This is a genomic window from Promicromonospora sp. NFX87, assembly GCF_048564965.1.
In the GTDB taxonomy this organism is placed as follows: Bacteria; Actinomycetota; Actinomycetes; order Actinomycetales; family Cellulomonadaceae; genus Promicromonospora.
Genome location: NZ_CP183413.1, coordinates 4,075,940 through 4,097,948, shown reverse-complemented (window position 1 = coordinate 4,097,948; position 22,009 = coordinate 4,075,940). Strand labels below are relative to the sequence as shown.

Here is a 22,009-nt window from a genome sequence, read left to right as displayed (position 1 = left end):
CAGCTCACAGCTCGGACCACACCTCGCTCAGCACGGCCCGCAGGATCTCCTCGATCTCGTCGAACTCGGTCTGCCCGACGGTCAGCGGCGGCGCGAGCTGCACCACCAGGTCGCCGCGGTTGTCGGGGCGGCAGTACAGGCCTGCCCCGAACAGCGCCGGGCCGAGGAGCCCGAGCAGACGATCGGTCTCGGCACCGGAGAAGGTCTCCCGGGTGTCCTGGTCCTTGACGAGCTCGATCGTCTGGAAGTATCCGGCGCCGCGCACGTCGCCCACGATCGGCAGGTCGTACAGCCGCTCCAGGGTCGCCCGGAACGCCGGCGCGTTCCGGGCGACCCGCCCGGTCAGGTCCTCGGCCTCGAAGAGGTCGAGGTTGGCCATGGCGACCGCCGCTGAGACGGGGTGCCCGCCGAACGTGTAACCGTGCCCGAAGGTCGTGGTCCCGGTCGCGAACGGCTCGAACACGCGGTCCGACACGATGCAGGCGCCGATCGGGGAGTAGCCCGACGACATGCCCTTGGCGCACGTGATCATGTCGGGCACGTAGCCGAAGTCGTCGCACGCGAAGATCGACCCGATGCGGCCGAACGCGCAGATGACCTCGTCCGAGACCAGCAGGACGTCGTGCCGGTCGCAGATCTCGCGCACCCGCTCGAAGTATCCGGGCGGCGGCGGGATGCTTCCGCCCGCGTTCTGCACGGGTTCGAGGAAGACGGCGGCCACCGAGCCGGGCCCCTCTGTCAGGATCTGCGTCTCGATCTGGTCGGCGGCCCAGCGGCCGAAGGCCTTCGGGTCGTCGCGCAGGCGGTCGTCGGCCCGGTAGATGTTGGTGTTGGGCACCTTGTAGGTGCCGGGCACCAGGGGCTCGAACTGCTCCTTGATGCGGGGCACGCCGGTCACGGACAGCGCGCCGTGGGTGGTGCCGTGGTAGGCGACGGCCCGGGAGATCACCTTGTACTTGCCGGGCTTGCCCTGCAGCTTCCAGTACTGCTTGGCCAGCTTGAACGCCGTCTCCACCGCCTCCGAGCCGCCCGTCGTGAAGAACACGCGGTTCAGGTCGCCCGGGGCGTGATGAGCGAGGCGCTCGGCCAGGTCGATGGCCGGCGGGTGCGCGTACCCCCAGATCGGGAAGTAGGCGAGCTCGGCCGCCTGCTTGGCCGCGGCCTCGGCGAGCGCCTGGCGGCCGTGCCCGGCCTGGACCACGAACAGTCCCGACAGCCCGTCGATGTACTTGCGGCCCTGCGCGTCCCACACGTGGTGGCCCTCGCCGCGGACCAGCGTGGGCACACCGGCGTCCCACGCGGACTGCCGCGTGAAGTGCCCCCAGAGGTGACGGCGGGCGGCGTCGTCCCGCGCGGTTCCGCGCGGTGTGACGTTCCGCTCGAAGGCTGCGGCTTCGGGTGTGTCGGTCATCCGGCCAGGCTATTGCGGGTCAGCGCCCCCGCGTCCAGTTGAAGACCGCGACCCCCGTCACCAGGGCGCCGATCGTGACCAGCGCGGTGGCGGTGACGGCCTGCAGCGGGCCGATCAGGTCGGCGTCCAGCGCGACCTGGACGGTCCCGATCAGGGCGTAGACGCCCGCGAACACGGTGATGGCGGACAGCGTGCCGTCCATCAGCCGACGGCGCGTGCGCTCACGCTTGGCCTCGGCGGCCCGCTCCCGGTCGCCGTGCAGGCGTTCGAGGGCCGCGAGCCGCGCGGCGATCGGCTCCTGGAGCAGCTCGCGGAGCCGTTCGGTGACCACCGCCGCCTGCTGCTCGAAGTGCGCCGCCTGCAGCAGCTGGTTCAGCATCCTGGACTCCAGGGCGGAGGCGAGGAACGTGGGCGACGTGATGGTGGTCAGCGTGGCCCGGACCTCCGAGGCGAACTCGTGCAGGCGCAGCTGTTCGCGGGTGAGCCGTTCCTTGCGCTCGGCGAGGTCGGCGCCGTTGTTGACGTCGTGGTCGGCGAGCATCGTCGCGACGATCCGCAGATGGTCGGCGAGGGTGGCGTTCCACGCGCTGAAGAGCCCGTTCAGGCTGGCGACGAACTCGGCGAGCGAGCCGTACTGGGAGATCTTGAAGTGTGCGGTGCCGACCAGGGCGACCGTCGTCGAGTTGGTGGCCACCGCGACGACGTCGCCCAGGTGCCGCACGCCCTCCAGCAGCACGGGGTTGCGCTGGCGCAGCGTCCAGTCGCACAGCGTGGCGGTGCCGTAGGAGACGGGCTGGAGCAGCACCTGCGAGCCGAACGCGGCGATCAGCTCGTCGCCCATGGCGACCGGCGTGCGCTCCGCGCGGGGCGCGGCGGGTCCGCGCCCGCGGCTCGCCTCGTAGACGGTGGTGACGACGTGCGCCCGCCCCTGGGCGATCTCGGTGCCCTCCCGGACCAGGTCGGTGGTGGCCCGCTGGAGCAGGTCGGCGAGGTCGAACAGGCGCTCGGGGGGTGGGCTGTCCGCGTGGTCGACATCGACGGGTGCGCCGTCCGGCGAGATCCAGCGCACCCGGATGTCGGCGTGCAGGTTGGACAGCCGGAACCGGGCGTCCCGGACCTGCTGCGGCGACTGCTCGCGCGCCGAGTAGCGGAACCGGACGTAGTGGTTGCCGAACTCGGTGAACCGCACGTCGCAGGACAGCTCGGCGATGAACGAGCCGTCGGGCTGTTCCAGGCGCACGTTCGGCATCGACAGCGACACCCCGCCGTACGGGCGGGCGGCCCGGTCGACGCTCGCCCAGACGTCGTCCATCTTGAGGCTGCCGCGCACCGCGAAGGCCTGGACGCCCAGCAGGCGAGGCCGCTCGTCGCGGTCGGCGAGCTCACGGATCGCCGCCACCGCGGCGGTGGGGCTGACGTCGCGCAGGCCGAACGGGTAGATGTAGACGGTCCGCAGCCGGTCGAGCGTGAGCCAGGGGGCGTCGAGGTTGCGGTGCAGCTCCGTCAGGTGCATCCGGTAGGCGCGCAGCTCGCTGGCCAGGATGTAGTTGAGGTGCCGGTCGGTCTCGGCGGCTCGCAGCCCCTCGATCGCGGGCGCGAGCCTTGCCGGCCTGCCGGACATCGCGTCGTCGGCCGCCCCGGCGGCCTCCGAGAGCGCGCGGAAGTACCGGATACGGGTCACCGCCTGCGGCACGAGCGCACGCCGGAACGGTGACCTCGCGTCCGGGATCGCGCGGGCGGCCCGGAGCAGGTCGCCGCACCGGTCGCCGGCCTGCGCGGCGGCGTCGGCCAGCCGGGCCAGGCTGCCCGCGCTGCGGGCGGCCGAGGTGTGCATCTGGGTGATGAGGGTGCGCAGCAGCACGGCGACGGCGTCGCCCTCCGCCCGGCAGACGTCGTCGGGCGCGCTGTCGCGGCACGTCGCCCAGGTCTCGACGAAGGCGCGCAGCGGGACGATGATCCGTCCGTGCCGGAAGGTGTACTGCAGCGCGTCGCTCGCCTGCGACCACAGGTAGACGCCGAGCAGGGCGGCGGCCCGCGGCTGCGCGACGACGGCGGTCAGCGCGGCCGCGGTCTGCGGGCCACGGGGGTCGCCGGGCAGCGGGTGTCGGCGGTTCGGCGCCTCGCCGTCGTCGCCCATGTTCCAGCGGGAGGCCGCCCAGATCGCGCTGACGTCGACGCCGATCTCGCGGAGCTGCCGGGCGACCCGGGAGTCGCCGTCCGCGGCGTGCCAGGCCTCCGTCTGGAACATCGACGTGAGGCTCTCCGTGAGGGAACCAGGACCGTGCGTGTGCAGCTCCCGGAACTCAGGGATGGACGAAACCGACATGCCGCCAGGTTAATGATCGGTAACCGATGTATCAACGAATTGCCATTGAAACTGCCACCGAATCGGATGAACGTGAACGTCAGGTGGTCGTCGCGGGGAGACGTGCACCGCCTTTCGAGGGCGTCAGCGGGTGACGTAGTCTCGGTCCGTGAGCATCGTTCCGCACATCATCGGTGTGCTCGTCCTCCTGCTGGGCGTCATCGTCTCCGTCGGGCTGCACGAGCTGGGGCACATGATCCCGGCCAAGAAGTTCGGCGTACGGGTGAGCCAGTACTTCGTGGGGTTCGGGCCCACCCTCTGGTCGCGGACCAAGGGCGAGACGGAGTACGGGATCAAGGCGATCCCGCTCGGCGGGTTCGTGCGGCTCGTCGGCATGATGCCGCCGGCGCCGGCCGGCACGCGCCGCGGCACCGGCTTCTGGAGCGAGCTCGTCGCCGACGCCCGGGACGCGTCGGTCGCGGAGGTGCGTCCCGGTGAGGAGCACCGCGCCTTCTACAACCTCTCGACGCCCAAGAAGCTGATAGTGATGTTCGGCGGGCCGTTCGTGAACCTCGTGATCGCCACCGTCCTGATCGGTGTGGTCCTGGTGGGCTACGGCACGCTGACCGTCTCCACCACCGTCGCCCAGCTCTCGGAGTGCGTGCCGGCTTCGGTCACCTCCACCGCGTCGGGCGACGACTGCGAGGGGCAGCCCGCCGCCCCGGCCGCCGCGGCGGGCCTGGAGCCGGGCGACGAGATCGTCGCGTTCGGCGGCGCCGAGGTGCACAGCTGGCAGCAGCTGGTCGGCCTCATCAACGACTCCGCCGGGCAGACGTCCCAGGTCGCGGTGCTGCGCGACGGCGAGCGGGTCACGCTCGAGGTGACCCCGGCCAGGACCGACCGCCCGGTGGTGGACGAGCAGGGCGTAGCGGTCGTCGGGGCGGACGGTGAGCCCGTCGTCCAGCCCGGCGGTTTCGTGGGCTTCTCGCCGCTCCAGGTGCGCGAGCCGCAGCCGCTCTCCAGCGTCCTGCCCGCGGTCGGCGAGCAGACCTGGCAGACGCTGACCATGGTCGCAACGCTCCCGGTCCGCGTGGCGGACGCCGCGACCCAGGCCTTCACGCCCGCGGAGCGCGCGCAGGACTCCGTGCAGTCGGTGGTCGGCGTCGCGCGCATCAGCGGCGAGATCATGGCCCTGGACGAGGCGATCCTCGACCGCGTGATGATCTACCTGAGCCTGCTCGCGAGCCTCAACATCGCGCTGTTCGCCTTCAACATGATCCCGCTCCTGCCGCTCGACGGCGGGCACCTGGTCAACGCTCTCTACGAGGGCGGCAAGCGGACGCTCGCCAGGGTGCGCGGGGCGGCGGTCCTGCCCGGCCCGGCGGACGTCGCGCGGATGACACCGGTGGCCTATGTGGTCTTCCTCATCCTGCTCGGCGTGGGCGGCGTCCTGATCGTGGCGGACCTGGTGGATCCGGTGCGGATCACGTGATGCCAGACACGATGTACGTTTCGCACCTTCTGAAGCAGGGATACTGAACTCGTGAGCGCAATCAGCCTCGGCATGCCGGCGGCACCCCCGCCGGTACTCGCCCCCCGCCGCAAGACTCGAAAGATCAAGGTCGGCAAGGTGGAGGTAGGTGGTGACGCACCCGTGAGCGTGCAGTCCATGACCACCACGCCCACCACCGACATCAACGCGACCCTCCAGCAGATCGCGGAGCTCACGACGGCAGGCTGCGACATCGTGCGCGTCGCCGTCCCGACCTCCGACGACGCCGACGTGCTGCCGATCATCGCGAAGAAGTCGCAGATCCCGGTGATCGCGGACATCCACTTCCAGCCGAAGTACGTCTTCCAGGCGATCGACGCCGGCTGCGCCGCCGTCCGGGTCAACCCGGGCAACATCCGCAAGTTCGACGACCAGGTCGGTGAGATCGCCCGCGCCGCGAAGGACGCCGGCATCTCGATCCGTATCGGCGTCAACGCCGGCTCGCTCGACAAGCGCCTGCTGGCCAAGTACGGCAAGGCGACGCCGGAGGCCCTCGTGGAGTCCGCGGTGTGGGAGGCGAGCCTCTTCGAGGAGCACGACTTCCACGACTTCAAGATCTCGGTCAAGCACAACGACCCGGTGATCATGGTCCGCGCGTACGAGCTGCTCTCCGAGCGCGGCGACTGGCCCCTGCACCTCGGCGTCACCGAGGCGGGCCCGGCGTTCCAGGGCACCATCAAGTCCGCCACGGCGTTCGGTGCGCTGCTCAGCAAGGGCATCGGCGACACGATCCGCGTCTCCCTCTCGGCCCCGCCGGTCGAGGAGGTCAAGGTCGGCAACCAGATCCTGCAGTCGCTCAACCTGCGTCCCCGCAAGCTGGAGATCGTGTCGTGCCCGTCCTGCGGGCGCGCGCAGGTCGACGTCTACACGCTCGCCGAGAAGGTCACGGCCGGGCTCGAGGGTATGACCGTCCCGCTGCGTGTCGCCGTCATGGGCTGCGTGGTGAACGGGCCGGGTGAGGCGCGCGAGGCTGACCTCGGTGTGGCGTCGGGTAACGGCAAGGGCCAGATCTTCGTCAAGGGCGAGGTCATCAAGACCGTCCCGGAGTCGATGATCGTCGAGACTCTCATCGAAGAGGCGATGCGGATCGCGGATGCGATGCCTACGCCGGAGAATGATGTGCAGGCTGGCCCACCCGTCGTCTCGGTCGGCTGAGAACCTGATCTAGACGGAGCACGGAACGGAGCAGAGCATGGCTCGCTGGCGCACCCCGGTACCCGCCGGAGCGCGCCCCGACGGGCCTGCTCAACCGGGCGAACAGGACATTCTGCCGCAGCGTGACCGTCCTGATGTCGCCCGCCCGCTGACTCGTGCGGACCTGGCGCAGGCCCTGCGGGTGTGCGCGGTGGACCCGGTCTCGTCGGTCCTCGCGACCGCCCGGCTGGAGATCGCGGCGCGCGCCGGGTTCGGCGCCGCCTCGGGTCAGGCCTGGGGCTTCCCCGCCGTCGGAAAGCTGGAGGCGGTGTGCTGGGCCGGCGCCAACCTGGTGCCGGTGATCCCGATCGCGGATCCGGCGCGGCGGGCCCAGGCGGTCGCCGCCTTCGCCGAGCTGGCGCGCGTGCACGGGCGCAGGTCGTCGTCGATCGTGGGGGAGCAGTGGGCGGCGCTGGGGCTCTGGGAGCACCTGTCGCCCCACTGGCCCCCGGCCCGCGACGTGCGCGCCGACCAGCCGTCCATGGCCATCGGGACGGCGCCGTCGCTCGCGCCGGAGCCCACCGTCCGCCGCTCGGTCCCCGCCGAGCTCGGCCTCGTGCTGCCCGCATGCGTGCGGATGTTCACCGAGGAGGTCGGCTACTCGCCGGTCGCCTCGGGCGGGTCCGCGTACGCCGAGCGGGTGCGGGCCCTCATCACGGAGGGGCGCTCGTTCGTCCGGGTCGTGTCCGACGGCGGCGGGCGGCCCGCCGTCGGCTTCAAGGCGGAGCTCGGCGCGGTCGCCGGGGGAGTCGCCCAGGTCCAGGGCGTCTGGGTGGAGCCGGCGTTCCGCGGTCGCGGCTGGTCCGAGTCGGGGATGGCGGCGGTGGTCGCCGCGACGCGCGCGTCCATCGCGCCGGTGGTGTCGCTGTACGTGAACGCCTACAACGAGCGGGCGGTCGCGGCCTACCGTCGGGTGGGCTTCGAGCAGGTGGGTACGTTCGCGACCGTGCTGTTCTGATCTGACGTACGCGCGGGTCAGCGCAGGAGCTTGGACATCCGGCGGTCCGCCAGAGGCTTGCCGCCCGTCTGGCACGTCGGGCAGTACTGCATGCTCCGGTCGGCGAACGACACCTCGTGCACCGTGTCGCCGCACGGCGTCCCGTCCCAGCCCGGGCAGGGCAGCCCGGTGCGGCCGTGCACCCGCATGCCTGCTCGTTTGGCGTCCTTGAGCTCCTTGGCCGGTTTGCCCGACGCCGCCGTGATCGCCTCCGCGAGCACCTCGCCGATCGCGGTGTGCAGCCGGGCGGTCTCCTCCGGGGTGAACGACCGCGTCAGCTTGTAGGGGCTGAACCGGCTCGCGTGCAGGATCTCGTCGCTGTAGGCGTTGCCGATGCCCGCGATGGCACGCTGGTCCCGGAGCAGCCCCTTGACCTGCTGGTTCTTCGCCGAGAGCAGGCCGGCCAGCACCTCGGTGGTGAACTCCGGGGACAGCGGCTCCACCCCCAGGGACGCGATCATCTCGATCTCGGCGGGGTCGCGGACCACGTGCACCGCCAGACGCTTGCGGGTCCCGGCCTCGGTGAGGTCGAACCCGGAACCGTCGTCGAGCCGCACGCGCAGCGCGAGGACGGCACCACGGCCGGAACCGCCGAGCGAGGGCCGGACCGGCTTGGTCGACAGCTCGTCCGCCCAGCGCACCCACCCGCCGCGCGAGAGATGGAAGACCAGGTGGAGCGGGGCGCCGTCGGGCGTCGCGGAGCCAGGGGCGGGCGAGACCACGACGTCCAGCCACTTGCCGTGCCGCGCGACATCGGTCACCTCGCCGCCGGCGAGCGCGTCGACCGGCGGGTCGTACGTCTTGAGCGCGGCGATCGAACCGACCTCCACCCCGGCGACCGTCCGCCCGGACGCCCGGGCGCGCAGGAAGTCGGCGAGCGCGGCGACCTCGGGCAGCTCCGGCATGGCCTCATCCTCCGACGCATCCCGACCCGCGGCAAGGCCTGTTCGCCGCGCTGCCGAATTTCCGGCGAGCCGCAGCGGCCCGCGCGGATAGGCTGTGCCCCATGTCTTCCGCACGCCTCATCCAGGGCGACGTGCTCCGCATGTCGTCCCTCTTCGTCCGTACCCTGCGCGAGGACCCGGCCGAGGCCGAGGTCGCCAGCCACAAGCTCCTCGTGCGGGCCGGGTACATCCGCCGCGCCGCCCCGGGGATCTACTCGTGGCTGCCGCTCGGCCTGCGGGTGCTGGCCAAGATCGAGGCGATAGTCCGCGAGGAGATGGTCGCCATCGGCGGCCAGGAGGTGCACTTCCCGGCACTCCTGCCGCGCGAGCCCTACGAGGCCACCGGCCGCTGGGAGGAGTACGGCGCCGGCCTGTTCCGCCTCAAGGACCGCAAGGGCGGCGACTACCTCCTCGCGCCCACGCACGAGGAGATGTTCGCGCTCCTGGTCAAGGACCTGTACTCCTCGTACAAGGACCTGCCGGTCACGCTCTTCCAGATCCAGACCAAGTACCGCGACGAGGCGCGCCCCCGCGCCGGCCTGATCCGCGGGCGCGAGTTCATCATGAAGGACTCGTACTCCTTCGACGTCAAGGACGAGGGCCTCGAGGTCAGCTACCAGAAGCACCGCGAGGCGTACGAGAAGATCTTCACGCGCCTCGGCCTGGAGTACGTGATCGTCTCCGCGATGTCGGGCGCCATGGGCGGCTCCCGCTCCGAGGAGTTCCTCTCGCCCTCGCCGATCGGCGAGGACACGTTCGTGCGCTCGCCCGGCGGCTACGCCGCCAACGTCGAGGCAGTGGTCACGCCCGTCCCCGAGGCGATCCCGTACGACGACGCGCCCGCCGCGCACGTCGAGGACACCCCCGACACCCCGACCATCGCGACGCTCGTCGCGCTGGCGAACGAGAGGTTCCCGCGCCCCGACCGGCCCTGGACCGCCGCCGACACCCTGAAGAACGTGGTGCTCGCCCTGGTTCAGCCCGACGGCACCCGCGAGCTCGTCGTGGTCGGCCTGCCCGGCGACCGCGAGGTGGACCTCAAGCGCATCGAGGCCGCGCTCGCCCCCGCCGAGCCCGAGGCCGCCGCCGAGGAGGACTTCAAGAAGTTCCCCGCGCTGGTCAAGGGCTACATCGGCCCGCAGGCGCTCGGCCCCCAGGGTGAGCAGATCGAGGGCGCCGACGGCGAGAAGGTCCCCGCCATCCGCTACCTCCTCGACCCCCGGGTCGTGCCCGGCACCCGCTGGATCACCGGCGCCAACGAGCCCGGCAGGCACGTGTTCGACCTCGTCGCGGGCCGTGACTTCACGGCCGACGGCACCGTCGAGGCCGCCGAGGTGCGCGCCGGTGACCCGGCGCCCGACGGCTCCGGCCCGCTGGAGCTCGCCCGCGGCATCGAGATGGGCCACATCTTCCAGCTCGGCCGCAAGTACGCGGAGGCGCTGGGTCTGGTCGTGCTCGACGAGAACGGCAAGCAGGCGGTCGTCACGATGGGCTCCTACGGCGTCGGCGTCACGCGCGCGCTCGCCGCGCTCGCGGAGGCCAACCACGACGAGAAGGGCCTGGCCTGGCCCGCGCACGTCGCCCCGGTGCACGTGCACCTGGTAGCGGCGGGCAAGGGCACCGAGATCTTCGAGGCGGCCGAGACCATCGCGACCGATCTCGCCGCCCGCGGCGTCGAGGTGCTCTACGACGACCGGGCCGGCAAGGCGACACCGGGCGTGAAGTTCAAGGACGCAGAGCTGCTCGGCGCCCCGCTGCTCGTCGTCGTGGGCAAGGGCCTGGCCGATGGTCTGGTCGAGGTCAGGCCGCGCGTCGGCGAGGCGGAGCAGCTTCCCGTGGCTGACGTCGTGGACGCGGTGGCGGAGAAGGTGGCCGCGCTCCTCGCGTGAGCGGTCTCGCTGGTCGAGGTCTCGACGAGCTCGACCAGCGGGGGCCGACGTGAAGGATCAGGCCTGTTCCGGGAGGCCCGGGAACGGTGTCGCCGGGGCGCCCCACCGGGCGGCCACCAGAGTGGTGTCCGTCATGAGCGCGACCAGGACGCCGCGGGTGCCCGGTTCGGCCACGCCGACCAGCGTGGCGTAGTTCTGCGTGAGGTCTTCCTCGACGTCGCGGGCCAGGTCCGGCGTCGCCGTCTCCGGTCCGGGTACCGCGTAGGCGACCCGGCGCGGGTCCTGGTCGGTCCCGTCCACACCCGCCAGGAGGGCCCAGGCCTGGGCCCGCGCCCGGTGCACGCGGGATCTGTCGTAGGCCCGGTCACGGACCTCGCCGTCGGCCTGCGCCGCACGCACCTCGAGGGCGTAGGCGGCGGTGTCCTCGGCCAGGACCAGGGTGGCGAGCTCCTCCGCGGACAGGCCGGTGGGTACCGCCGCGAGCTCTTCCGTGGCCGACGCCGGAGTCGCCGCGGCCTCTTCGCCCTCGCTCGGCTCGGCGCCGTCCTCGGGAGGCTCGGGGATCTGGGTCGAGGGGAGCTCAGGGCCGCGCTCGTCGATCAGCCCAGCGAGATCCTGGGCGTACCGCGCCTGGGCGGCGGAGACGGAGCCGAGCAGGCGACCGAGGGGGCCCGACTGGGCCTGGTCGGCGGCGGCACGGGTCCGGGTCGCGGCATCGCCGAGCGAGGTGAGGACGGCCTTGGGCGTCTGCTCCGGGGTGGTCGCGGAGGGCGAGGCATCCGACCGTTCGGTCACGATGTCGCCCAGACCGGAGTCGTACTCGCCTCCGAGCTGCTCCGCCTGCAGCGTCGTGGCCTCGGCGATGGCCGTCAGCTCGGCGGCCACGTCGGACTTGACGCCCTCGGCCACCGCCGCGGCGGCGGCCTGGTCCGCGACGAGCAGGGCGTCGGCCACGGCGGTGCGCCGCACGACCTCCACCGCATCCGGGACCGGCTCGGTGGGTGGCGGCGACTCGAGCCGCACGCCGCAACCTGAGAGAATGATCGCGCAGGTCAGGGCCAACGCGGTCAGGGCTGACCGGCTTCGGGTGCGGGCCCTCGGGCCGTTGGGGTTCATCGTGGCCGATGATGTCATGTTCCAGAAGCCGATTCGTGCCCGGACCGATTGCGGTCGGGTCACGGACATCACGTTCTACGCGAAGTGCCGAGGCCCGGCGCTTCGTTACGCTTGACGCAGACAACAACAGCACATCGGTCGAACCGTTCCGGCTCGAACCGTGCCCCCGCGCACGTGGGGGAGCCGACGGGAGGCAGTCGATGACACAGCAGGCGGATGCGGTCCGCGAGGTGGTGGGCCCGGTGGTCGAGGCCGCGGGGCTGTACCTCGAGGAGGTGACCGTCACCCGGGCGGGGAGCACGTCGGTGGTGCGGATCACCGTCGACCTGCCGGACGACGCCCTGGGCAGCCTCGACTCCGACAGGCTCGGCGACGTCTCGCGGGCCATGTCGGCGGCACTGGACGAGGACGACGTCGTCTCCGGTGCCTACACGCTCGAGATCTCGACGCCGGGCACGTCCCGGCCGCTGACCGAGCTGCGGCACTACAAGCGTGCCCGGACCCGGCTGGTCACGCTGAAGATGATGGACGGCAGCCGCGTCGAGGGCCGTCTCACCGACGTGCTCGACGACGGTGACGGCGACGTCCTGGTGCTCGACGGCGACAGCCGGATCCCGCTGGGCGACGTCCGCCGGGGCAAGGTGGAGGTAGAGCTCAAGAAGCTCGAGGCCCAGGATGCCGAGGCATCGGAACTGGGCGAGAGTGCAGGTGAAGACACCGACGACGACTCGGACGGTGCTGGTTCTGACAACGCGACCGAGGGTCACCCCGGCCGCAACGAGGAAGGCTGACATGGACATCGACATGACGACCCTGCGGATGCTGGAGCGCGAGAGGGACCTCAGCCTGGACATCCTCGTGGCGGCCATCGAGCAGGCGCTCCTCTCGGCCTACCACCGGACTCCTGACGCGTACAACCGTGCCCGCGTCGAGGTGGACCGCGCGTCGGGCCACGTGACCGTGTGGGCGCGCGAGGAGCTGCCCGCGCCCGAGGACCCGGAGGACTCCGAGGCCCGCCCCGTCGTCGAGTACGGGCCCGAGTTCGACGACACGCCGCAGGACTTCGGCCGGATCGCCACCGCCACGGCCCGCCAGGTGATCGTGCAGCGGCTGCGGGACGCCGAGGACGACCAGGTGCTGGGCACCTTCCGCGGCAAGGAGGGCGAGGTCCTGGCCGGCGTCATCCAGCAGGGCCGTGACCCGCGCATGGTGCTGGTGGACGTGGGCGGCACCGAGGCGATCCTCCCGCCGCACGAGCAGGTACCCACCGAGGAGTACGTGCACGGCGAGCGGCTGCGCGCCTACGTGGTCGAGGTGAGCCGCGGAATGAAGGGCCCGCAGATCACGTTGAGCCGTACGCACCCGAATCTCGTGCGGAAGCTCTTCGAGCTCGAGGTCCCGGAGATCGCGGACGGCTCGGTGGAGATCACCGCCATCGCCCGCGAGGCGGGGCACCGCACCAAGATGGCGGTCCGCACCCGGGTGGCCGGGCTCAACGCCAAGGGCGCCTGCATCGGCCCGATGGGCGCGCGCGTCCGAGCGGTGATGGCCGAGCTGCACGGTGAGAAGATCGACATCGTCGACCACAGCGACGACCCGGCGCTCTTCGTGAAGAGCGCGCTGTCGCCCGCACGTGTGTCGTCCGTCACAGTGGTGGACGCCGATGCCCGCGCCGCACGCGCCGTCGTCCCCGACTACCAGCTGTCCCTCGCAATCGGTAAAGAGGGGCAGAACGCCCGTCTCGCCGCGAAGCTGACGGGCTGGCGCATCGACATCCGCTCCGACGAGGCCGTCGACGCCGACGCAGGTGGCGCGGCTTCCGACACACAGAGCGGCCGGTAACGCCCGGTGGGTCGGCGCGGTAGACTGTCTGAGTCTGGGCCACGTGCCCGTCCTTCGACATACCCCGTTCCAGCCCTCAAGGGTCCGGTGCGCACGTGTGTCGGATGCCGGGAGCGCGACCAGCGGTCTGCACTCCTGCGTCTGGTGCTGGACACCCCGATGCATGATGACGCCGTGGAAGCCTCACGGCGCATCGTCATCGACGTCCGTGCCTGCCTGCCGGGTCGCGGTGCCTGGGTTCACCCGGAACCGCGGTGCCTGGAGCTCGCTGAGCGTCGCAGGGCCGTACCGCGCGCACTGCGCGTCGACGGGCCCCTCGACCTCGGTGAGGTACGAGCACACCTCGGCCAGTGAGTGCATCAACCGCAGGACTGTTCCGACCGGACGCAACCGTGCGTCGGGCCGAATTATGCGATTCGTCGACAAGGAAGCGGGTCAGACGCCGATGGGCACCCGATGAGCCCCCAGCGATGAGTACTCAGTACTAACGGTGGTCCTCCCTGTCTTGGGATGGACCGAGACAGGAGAGTTGTGGCTAAAGTCCGCGTCTACGAGCTCGCAAAAGAGCTCGGAGTGGAAAGCAAGACCCTGCTTGGCGAGCTGAAGTCGGCAGGCGAATACGTTCGCTCGGCGTCCTCGACGCTCGAGCCGCCCGTCGTGCGGCGCATGCGCGACAAGTTCCCCGCCGGTGGCGCAGCGGGCCCGTCCGACAAGGACGCGGCGAAGCCCGTGCCGAGCGCACCCAAGCCGGCCGCGAAGCCTGCGGCCCAGAAGCCCGCCGAGCCGACCCCGGCTCCGGCGCCCGCACCGAGCAAGGCAGAGGCCGCGCCCGCGCCGGCCCCCAGCCCCGCTCCGGCTCCGAGCAGCCCCGCGCCGGCGGCACCCGCCCCGGCCCCGGCTCCGGCAGCTGAGAGCCAGGCGGCGTCCGCGGCGTCCGCCACGCCGGCAGCAGGCCCCAAGCCTGGTGCGCCCAAGCCCGCCGCGGCCCCCAAGCCCGGTGCGCCGAAGCCTGCCGCCGCTGCGCCCTCCGGCGCGCGTCCGGCACGGGACGGCAACCGTGGTGGCCGTCCCGGTGGCGACCGTCCTGGCGGCGGCAACCCGCGCCCGGGCAACAACCCGTTCGCGACCAGCCAGGGCATGCCCCGTCCCGGTGGCGGCCGTGGCCGCCCGGGTGCGGCAGGCCCCGGCAGCGACCGTCCCGGTGGCAACGAGCGTCCCGCACCCGGCGGCAACCCGCGTCCGGGCAACAACCCGTTCGCACCCAGCCAGGGCATGCCGCGTCCGGGGCAGCGCCCCGAGCGCACCGAGGCCCCCAGCGGCGAGCGCTCCGGCGGTCCCCGTCCGGGTGGTCCCCGTCCTTCGGCACCCCGTCCCGGTGGTACCGGTGGCGGCGGTCCGCGCCCGAACCCCGGCATGATGCCGGGCAAGACCAACATGCCGCGTCCGGGCGACCGCCCGGCTCCGGGTGGCGGTCGTGGCCGTCCCGGTGGCGGTGCAGGCCGTCCTGGTGCCGGTGGCGGCGCCGCGGGTGCAGGTGCTCCGGGTCGTCCCGGTGGCGGCGGCGGTGGCGGCTTCGGCGGCCCGCGTCGTGGTGCCGGTGGTCGCGGTGCGACCCAGGGTGCCTTCGGGCGCGCCGGTGGCAAGCCGGTCCGCGGACGTAAGTCGCGTCGGGCGAAGCGCCAGGAGTTCGAGGCGATGCAGGCCCCGTCGCTCGGTGGCGTGCAGGTCCCTCGTGGCAACGGCACCACCGTCGTCCGGCTGCGCCACGGCGCCTCGCTGAACGACTTCGCCGACAAGATCGACGCGAACCCCGCGGCGCTCGTGACCGTGCTGTTCCACCTGGGCGAGATGGCCACGGCCACGCAGTCGCTCGACGAGGACACGTTCGGCACGCTGGCCACGGAGCTCGGCTACCAGATCGAGATGGTCTCGGCCGAGGAGGAGGACCGCGAGCTGCTCGGGGCCTTCGACATCGACCTGCAGGCCGAGGAGGACGACGAGTCCGACGAGGACCTGGAGATCCGTCCGCCGGTCGTGACCGTCATGGGTCACGTCGACCACGGTAAGACCAAGCTCCTCGACGCGATCCGTAACGCGGACGTCGTGGCGGGCGAGCACGGCGGGATCACGCAGCACATCGGTGCGTACCAGATCACGCACGAGCACGACGGCACCGAGCGTGCCATCACGTTCATCGACACCCCGGGTCACGAGGCGTTCACCGCCATGCGTGCACGTGGTGCGCAGGTCACCGACATCGCGATCCTCGTGGTCGCGGCCGACGACGGCGTGATGCCGCAGACGGTCGAGGCCCTGAACCACGCGCAGGCAGCAGGCGTGCCGATCGTGGTCGCGGTGAACAAGATCGACGTCGAGGGTGCGAACCCCTCGAAGGTCCGTCAGCAGCTCACCGAGTACAACCTGGTGGCCGAGGAGTACGGCGGCGACACGATGTTCGTCGACGTCGCGGCGAAGCCGGGCATCGGTATCGACAGCCTGATCGACGCCGTCCTGCTCACCGCGGACGCGTCGCTCGACCTGCGGGCGAACCCGACCAAGGACGCACGCGGTGTGGCCATCGAGGCGAACCTCGACAAGGGTCGCGGTCCCGTGGCGACGGTGCTGGTCCAGGCCGGCACGCTGCACGTCGGTGACGCGATCGTCGCGGGCACGGCCTACGGCCGCGTCCGTGCGATGTTCGACGAGCACGGCAACGCGGTCGAGGCTGCCACCCCGGCCCGCCCGGTCCAGGTGCTGGGTCTGACCAGCGTCCCGGGCGCCGGCGACACGTTCCTCGTGGCGCCCGACGACCGGACCGCTCGCCAGATCGCCGAGAAGCGTCAGGCGGCGGAGCGTGCAGCGACGCTGGCCAAGCGCCGCAAGCGGATCAGCCTCGAGGACTTCGACGTCGAGCTCAAGAAGGGCAAGGTCGAGAGCCTCAACCTCATCCTCAAGGGTGACGTGTCCGGTGCCGTCGAGGCACTCGAGGACGCGCTGCTCAAGATCGATGTGGGCGAAGAGGTCGAGCTGCGTGTCATCCACCGTGGTGTGGGTGCGATCACGCAGAACGACGTCAACCTGGCGACCGTCGACAGCGCCGTGATCATCGGCTTCAACGTGAAGTACGGCGAGCGCGTCGAGGAGCTGGCGGAGCGCGAAGGCGTCGACGTCAAGTTCTACTCGGTCATCTACCAGGCGATCGAGGACGTCGAGGCGGCCCTCAAGGGCATGCTCAAGCCGGAGTACGAGGAGGTCCAGCTCGGGACCGCGGAGATCCGCCAGGTCTTCCGTTCCTCGAAGTTCGGCAACATCGCCGGTTCGATGGTTCGTTCGGGCAGCATCCGCCGCAACTCGAAGGCGCGTGTGCTCCGCAACGGCACGGTCGTTGGCGACAACCTCACCATCGAGTCGCTGCGTCGCGAGAAGGACGACGTCACCGAGGTCCGCGAGGGCTTCGAGTGCGGTATCGGTCTCGGGTCGTTCAACGACGTCAACGAGGGCGACACCATCGAGACCTTCGAGATGCGCGAGAAGCCGCGCGTCTGACGTTCCCCGCTGAACCGGAGCCCGGTGCACGTGTCAGACCCGGACCCACGTGTCAGACGTACAGATCACTCAGGTGACCTGTACGTCTGACACGTCCGGGAGCTTCTGACAAGTGCACCGGGCTCCGGCTCGGCGACCCCGGAAAGGAAAATGGATGGTCGACTCCCCGAGATCTCGTAAGCTCGCCGACCGCATCAAGGTGATCGTCGCGCAGATGATCGATACGCGGATCAAGGATCCGCGGCTCGGTTTCATGACGGTCACGGACGTCCGGGTGACCGGTGACCTGCAGAACGCCTCGGTGTTCTACACGGTCTACGGCTCGGACGAGGAACGGGAGGGTACGGCCGCGGCGCTGAAGAGCGCCACCGGTCTGATCCGCTCCGAGGTGGGCAAGCAGACGGGCATCCGCCTGACGCCCACGCTCGAGTTCCACCTGGACTCCGTCCCGGACACCGCCGCCAACCTCGACGCCGCCCTGATCGAGGCTCGCAAGCGCGACGCCGAGCTCGAGGCGCTGCGTGCGGGTGCCCGGTACGCGGGCGACGAGGACCCCTACAAGAAGCCGCGCGAGGCCGACGAAGAGTCCGAGTGACCTCCGTCGCGACCCTGACGGGCTGCGCCGACGCCACCTGACGTCCGGCCGGAACCAGTGCGTTCCGGCCGGCGCGGGTGGCTTCGTCGTCTCCCGGCGCCGCGCGTCACCCCTGAGCCACGAGATACTGGTACCCATGACTTCCCCCACCCAGCAGGCTCCGGCGCGCCGTCCGACGGCTGCCGACGGCTTCGTCGTCGTCGACAAGCCGCAGGGCTGGACCAGCCACGACGTCGTCGGGCGCATGCGGCGCCTCGCCGGGACGCGCAAGGTCGGCCACGCCGGCACGCTCGACCCCATGGCGACCGGCGTGCTCGTGCTGGGCATCGGCAAGGCGACCCGCCTGCTCACCTACGTGGTGGGTGCGGACAAGGACTACGACGCGACGATCCGGCTGGGCGTCGCGACCACCACGGACGACGCCGAGGGCGAGGTGCTCTCCGTGGCCGAGCCCGGCGCCGTCGAGCGGGTGGACCGGGCCGCGCTGGACGCGGCCGTCGCCGATCTCACGGGCGACATCCAGCAGGTGCCGACGTCGGTGTCGGCGATCAAGGTGGACGGCAAGCGCGCGTACGCGCTGGTCCGGGCAGGGGAGTCGGTCGAGCTGCGGGCACGACCGGTCACCGTGTCGCGCTTCGAGGTCCTGGAGGTCCGCCCGGTCACGGCGACGGTGCCGGACGGCGACCCGGACGTGCCCGGTGCGTCACCGTCGGTCGCCCTTCGACAAGCTCAGGAACCGCCTGTCGAGACCCCGACCCGCGACGTACCAGCCGTCGACATCGACGTCCGCGTCACTGTCTCCTCCGGGACCTACGTGCGCGCCCTGGCGCGCGACCTGGGTGTGGCCCTCGGCACCGGCGGGCACCTGACGGCGCTCCGCCGCACCCGCGTGGGCGGCTACGACCTGGCCGGCGCCCGCACGCTGGAACAGCTGGAGACGCAGGCGGACGCCGACGGCACGCTGGCCACCCTGCCGATGGCCGAGGCGGCCCGGGCCACGTTCCCGGTGCGCGAGCTGGACGAGGACGAGGTCCGGGCGCTCGGCTACGGGCAGTGGGTCGCGCCGTCGGACCGCAGCGAGGTCGTGGCGGCGCTGTCGCCGTCGGGCGAGCTCGTGGCACTGCTGGAGGACACCCGTCGGCGGGGCGAGAACCTCGCCAAGCCCGTGCTGGTGCTCGCGGCCCACTGAGCACGGGCACTCCCGGCTCCGGCTAGGCTTTCAGGGATCGGTGCGGGCAGTCGCGTGTGCGACGGCCGCACCCGCGCCACCCGATTCATGAGGAGCAACCCGCGTGCAGCTGTGGACGGACCTGGAACAGGTTCCCCCGGGATTCGGGCCATCTGTGGTGACGATCGGCAACTTCGACGGCGTCCACCGCGGCCACCAGGCGGTGCTCGACCGCATCCTCCGGCTCGCCCGGAGCGACGGGGCCAGCGCCGTCGCGGTGACGTTCGAGCCGCACCCCTCGGCCGTGCACCGGCCCGAGTCGGCTCCGGAGCTGATCACCGGGCTCGAGGACCGGCTCGCGCTCATGGAGCGCACCGGCCTCGACGCGACACTCCTGGTGAACTACACGCTGGACTTCGCGGCGCAGACCCCCGAGGAGTTCGTCTCGCGCTACCTCGTGGAGGGGCTGGGCGCGCGCACGATAGTGGTGGGCCACGACGTGCGCTTCGGCAAGCAGAACGCCGGCACGCTCGCGACGATGGTCGAGCTCGGCGGGCAGCACGGCTTCGAGGTGGTCGCCATCGACGACGTCGGCGACTTCCTGCCGCCCGAGGGCGACGGGCACCAGCGCTGGTCGTCGACGGCGGTGCGCGCGCTGCTCGCGGAGGGCGACGTCGACCAGGCCGCCGACGTGCTCGGCCGCCCGCACCTCGTGCGCGGCACGGTGGTGCACGGCGACGCGCGCGGCCGCGAGATGGGCTTCCCGACCGCCAACCTCGGTGACATCACCGGGCTGGTCCCCGCCGACGGCGTCTACGCCGGGTGGCTGCGCCGCGGTACGGCCGCGACCTGCGCGAGCCTCGCCGGACCGGAGGGCGACCGGGCCGCCGTGTCCGGTACGGGAATGGGGCAGGAGGCGATTCTCCCGGCCGCGATCTCCGTCGGCACCAACCCCACCTTCGACGGCGTGGAGCGCCGGGTGGAGGCCTACGTGCTCGACCGCACCGACCTCGACCTGTACGACCAGACGGTGGTGCTCGAGTTCGTGGCCCACCTGCGGCCCACGCTGCGCTTCGACGGCATGGAGCCGCTCATCACCCAGATGAACGACGACGTGGCGCGCGCCCGCAAGATCCTGCGCGCGTAGTCCGGGAGATCTTGCGGACGTTCGCGCGTTGAGGTGGGCATGACGCTCCTCGAACTGTCCGACCTGGTCGTCGGGTACGGCGGCAACGCCGTCTGCCCGCCGGTCTCGCTCACGCTGGCCCCCGGCGACGTCGTCGCCGTGATCGGCACCAACGGAACCGGCAAGTCCACGCTGCTGCGCACGGTGCTCGGTCTCCAGGAGCCGCTCTCGGGCACGGTCAGCGCGTTCGGGCGGGTGGTCGACGAGCGCGAGCGAGGGTTCCGCACCCGGGTCGCGGGCGTGCTGGACGATGACGCGTTCTTCCCCGGCGTGACCGTCCGCGAGCACCTGGTGCTCACCGCGCGCGGCCACGGCGTGCCGGACGCCGGTGCGGTCACCGACCAGGTGCTCGACCACGTGGGCATCAGCGGGCACGGCGGCGCGATGCCGCACACGCTCTCGTCCGGGCAGCGCCGCCGCTTCCTGCTGGCGAGCGCCCTGGTCCGGCCGCGCGACCTCCTCGTGCTGGACGAGCCGGAGCAGCGCCTCGACACCGCCATGCGCGCCCGGCTCGGCGACCTGCTGCGCGCCGAGGCCGACGCCGGCACGGCGGTCCTGTTCGCCACGCACGACGACCGCCTGCTCGCCGCGACCAGCGCGAGCGCCCTCTACCTGTCCGACGACGGCGCCGTGCTGCTGCCGTCCGCCGACGCGCCGGGCGTGCTGGCGGGCTTCCGGTGACCCGCGAGCCGGACGCCGTCGTCCCGTCCCCGCTGCCCCGGCTGGCCGGGGACGAGGAGGAACAGCTCACCGGCGCCGAGCTGCGCCGTCTGACCGCGCGTGTGCGGGCGCACAACCTGCCCGCCGAGGCGGGCCGGGTGGCGATGGACGTCGCCGAGGTGGTGATCTCCCTCGCGATAGTCACGCTGTACGCGTGGGGGTTCGGGGCGCCCGTGCGGGAGCTGCTCGGTTCCGACGCGACCCGGTTCGGGCTCGGACCGGGGCTGATCCAGGCGATGGTGCTCGCACTGGCGGTCGTGGCGGGTGCCGTGGTCGCGCTGCGCGTGGGCCCCGCGGGCCTGCCCGCCGCCGGGGTGCGCTGGTGGGTGCCGACCCCTGCCGACCGCGCGGGCCTGGCCTCGCCGTCGGTGGTCCGCACGGTGCTCGCCGGGATCGGCGCCGGGCTGGTCGCGGGCGGCGTACCGGCGGCCGTCGTGGGCGTGAGCCCCACCGGGATCCTCGCCGACGCCGCGTTCGGCGGCGCGCTCGGCCTCGTCGTGGTGGCCGGCACGGGCGCGCTCCAGGTGACCGGGGCGGCGTCGGGCGACCGTGCTGGGCGGGTGCTCGTCCCGCTGCTCGCCGCAGTACCGGTCGCCGGGCTCGGCCTGGCGCTCTGGGCGCCCGAGTGGGCGGCCTGGTCCGTCCCGTTGCCCGTGCTCGCGGCAGCGGTCGTCGTGGGCGGAGCGGCGCTCGCCGTCTGGGCCACCCGCCTCGACCGGCTCCGCGCCGGCGAGCTGCGCGCCCGCGCGTCGGCGGCGATGCAGGCCTCGGCGGCCCTGCTCTCGCTCGACAGCGGCGGCATGAGCCGTGCCCTCCTCAGCGGCGGCCCGACGGCGTCGCGCGTGCTGCCCTGGCTGCCCGGCACGGCCCGCGGTCCGGCCGGCGCGCTCCTCGCCGCCGACGCCACCCTCCTGGTCCGCTCGCCCGCAGCCCTGGCCGGGCTGGTCGCGCTCGCCGCCACCGGGGCCGTCGCCGTCCAGGTGCCCGTGCTGACGGACGGGATAGGGCTCTGGGCGGTCCTCGCGTGCGTCGGGTACGCGGGGGCGCTCGCGGGCGCCGTCGGGCCGCGGGCGGCGGGGGAGAACCCCCGGCTGGACTCGCTGGTACCGCTGGGTGCCCGCGCCACGCGCGCGGTACGCGCCGTCTGGCCGGTGCTGACGGCGGCAGTGGTGCTCCTGGCCGTCGCCGCGACGGTCGGGGGCGGGCAGTGGCTGGTGATGGCGGTGCCCGCCGCGGTGGTGCTCGGGGCCGCCGCCGTGCGGACCGCCTACCGCGGGCCCGTGCCGTGGGACGTGCCGATGATCGCGACGCCCGCGGGCGGCGTGCCGACCGGGCTGGTGCTGCACCAGTTCAAGGGACTGGACCTGGCGGTGCTGGGCACGCTCCCGCTCGCGTGGGTTGCCGTCTCCGGGGTCGTGGCGCCGTCGTTGGTCGCCGTGCAGGTGCTGTTCGCGGCCGGCGCGGTGCTGTGGGCGGCGCACGTCAAGCGGACCGACTGATTCGGGTCTGGCCGAATCGGTCACGGGCCGGGGTGCGGTGCTCTC

18 protein-coding genes are annotated in these 22,009 nt (G+C 72.4%); 14 read left to right on the top strand and 4 right to left on the bottom strand.

What is annotated here, in order from left to right; genetic code table 11:
- Positions 1 to 4: 4 nt before the first annotated feature.
- Both ACNYC2_RS18435 and ACNYC2_RS18430 read right to left on the bottom strand, forming a co-directional pair.
- Complete coding sequence (locus ACNYC2_RS18435) at positions 5 to 1,411, bottom strand: aspartate aminotransferase family protein (RefSeq protein WP_419703188.1); 1,407 nt, start codon at positions 1,409 to 1,411, stop codon at positions 5 to 7.
- A 19-nt stretch (positions 1,412 to 1,430) separates the two neighbouring features.
- Complete coding sequence (locus ACNYC2_RS18430) at positions 1,431 to 3,737, bottom strand: hypothetical protein (RefSeq protein WP_419703187.1); 2,307 nt, start codon at positions 3,735 to 3,737, stop codon at positions 1,431 to 1,433.
- A gap of 148 nt (positions 3,738 to 3,885) precedes the next feature.
- Here ACNYC2_RS18430 and ACNYC2_RS18425 point away from each other — a divergent pair, with 148 nt between their 5' ends.
- The 3 genes from ACNYC2_RS18425 (at position 3,886) to ACNYC2_RS18415 (ending at position 7,420) form a co-directional block, all read left to right on the top strand.
- Positions 3,886 to 5,208: a M50 family metallopeptidase gene (locus tag ACNYC2_RS18425; RefSeq protein ID WP_419703186.1), complete on the top strand. Its 1,323-nt coding sequence runs from the start codon at positions 3,886 to 3,888 to the stop codon at positions 5,206 to 5,208.
- Positions 5,209 to 5,280: 72 nt separating this feature from the next.
- On the top strand, positions 5,281 to 6,423 hold the full coding sequence (ispG, locus tag ACNYC2_RS18420) for a flavodoxin-dependent (E)-4-hydroxy-3-methylbut-2-enyl-diphosphate synthase (RefSeq protein ID WP_419707854.1): 1,143 nt from the start codon (positions 5,281 to 5,283) through the stop codon (positions 6,421 to 6,423).
- Between the two features lie 37 nt (positions 6,424 to 6,460).
- Positions 6,461 to 7,420 carry a GNAT family N-acetyltransferase gene (locus ACNYC2_RS18415; RefSeq protein ID WP_419703185.1) on the top strand — a complete coding sequence of 320 codons (960 nt, stop codon included), beginning with the start codon at positions 6,461 to 6,463 and terminating at the stop codon, positions 7,418 to 7,420.
- Between the two features lie 17 nt (positions 7,421 to 7,437).
- Here ACNYC2_RS18415 and ACNYC2_RS18410 read toward each other — a convergent pair whose 3' ends face one another.
- Positions 7,438 to 8,364: an Fpg/Nei family DNA glycosylase gene (locus tag ACNYC2_RS18410; RefSeq protein ID WP_419703184.1), complete on the bottom strand. Its 927-nt coding sequence runs from the start codon at positions 8,362 to 8,364 to the stop codon at positions 7,438 to 7,440.
- Between the two features lie 101 nt (positions 8,365 to 8,465).
- Here ACNYC2_RS18410 and ACNYC2_RS18405 point away from each other — a divergent pair, with 101 nt between their 5' ends.
- Entirely contained in the window at positions 8,466 to 10,292 is a 1,827-nt protein-coding gene (locus ACNYC2_RS18405; RefSeq protein ID WP_419703183.1) for a proline--tRNA ligase, read from the top strand.
- A 57-nt stretch (positions 10,293 to 10,349) separates the two neighbouring features.
- Here ACNYC2_RS18405 and ACNYC2_RS18400 read toward each other — a convergent pair whose 3' ends face one another.
- Positions 10,350 to 11,315, bottom strand: coding sequence for a DUF4439 domain-containing protein (locus ACNYC2_RS18400; RefSeq protein ID WP_419703182.1), 966 nt, complete (start codon positions 11,313 to 11,315; stop codon positions 10,350 to 10,352).
- A 16-nt stretch (positions 11,316 to 11,331) separates the two neighbouring features.
- On the opposite strand from ACNYC2_RS18400, the gene ACNYC2_RS18395 reads away from it, so the two are divergent.
- From ACNYC2_RS18395 to ACNYC2_RS18350, 10 genes are all read left to right on the top strand, one after another.
- Positions 11,332 to 11,523 carry a hypothetical protein gene (locus ACNYC2_RS18395; RefSeq protein WP_419703181.1) on the top strand — a complete coding sequence of 64 codons (192 nt, stop codon included), beginning with the start codon at positions 11,332 to 11,334 and terminating at the stop codon, positions 11,521 to 11,523.
- Positions 11,524 to 11,608: 85 nt separating this feature from the next.
- On the top strand, positions 11,609 to 12,199 hold the full coding sequence (gene rimP / locus ACNYC2_RS18390; protein WP_419703180.1) for a ribosome maturation factor RimP: 591 nt from the start codon (positions 11,609 to 11,611) through the stop codon (positions 12,197 to 12,199).
- 1 nt (position 12,200) lies between these two features.
- Complete coding sequence (nusA, locus tag ACNYC2_RS18385) at positions 12,201 to 13,250, top strand: transcription termination factor NusA (protein WP_419703179.1); 1,050 nt, start codon at positions 12,201 to 12,203, stop codon at positions 13,248 to 13,250.
- A 6-nt stretch (positions 13,251 to 13,256) separates the two neighbouring features.
- The gene (locus ACNYC2_RS18380) at positions 13,257 to 13,604 is read left to right on the top strand and encodes a YlxR family protein (protein WP_419703178.1); all 348 of its coding nucleotides are present in this window, start codon (positions 13,257 to 13,259) and stop codon (positions 13,602 to 13,604) included.
- A 177-nt stretch (positions 13,605 to 13,781) separates the two neighbouring features.
- Entirely contained in the window at positions 13,782 to 16,796 is a 3,015-nt protein-coding gene (infB, locus tag ACNYC2_RS18375; protein ID WP_419703177.1) for a translation initiation factor IF-2, read from the top strand.
- A gap of 154 nt (positions 16,797 to 16,950) precedes the next feature.
- Positions 16,951 to 17,391 carry a 30S ribosome-binding factor RbfA gene (rbfA, locus tag ACNYC2_RS18370; protein ID WP_357502040.1) on the top strand — a complete coding sequence of 147 codons (441 nt, stop codon included), beginning with the start codon at positions 16,951 to 16,953 and terminating at the stop codon, positions 17,389 to 17,391.
- Between the two features lie 136 nt (positions 17,392 to 17,527).
- Complete coding sequence (gene truB / locus ACNYC2_RS18365; RefSeq protein ID WP_419703176.1) at positions 17,528 to 18,580, top strand: tRNA pseudouridine(55) synthase TruB; 1,053 nt, start codon at positions 17,528 to 17,530, stop codon at positions 18,578 to 18,580.
- A 103-nt stretch (positions 18,581 to 18,683) separates the two neighbouring features.
- Positions 18,684 to 19,706, top strand: a complete 1,023-nt coding sequence (locus ACNYC2_RS18360) for a bifunctional riboflavin kinase/FAD synthetase (RefSeq protein ID WP_419703175.1) — start codon at positions 18,684 to 18,686, stop codon at positions 19,704 to 19,706.
- A gap of 39 nt (positions 19,707 to 19,745) precedes the next feature.
- The gene (locus ACNYC2_RS18355; protein ID WP_419703174.1) at positions 19,746 to 20,426 is read left to right on the top strand and encodes an ABC transporter ATP-binding protein; all 681 of its coding nucleotides are present in this window, start codon (positions 19,746 to 19,748) and stop codon (positions 20,424 to 20,426) included.
- Complete coding sequence (locus ACNYC2_RS18350; RefSeq protein WP_419703173.1) at positions 20,423 to 21,964, top strand: DUF6297 family protein; 1,542 nt, start codon at positions 20,423 to 20,425, stop codon at positions 21,962 to 21,964. The genes ACNYC2_RS18355 and ACNYC2_RS18350 overlap by 4 nt, the downstream gene beginning before the upstream one ends.
- The last annotated feature ends 45 nt before the right edge of the window (positions 21,965 to 22,009 follow it).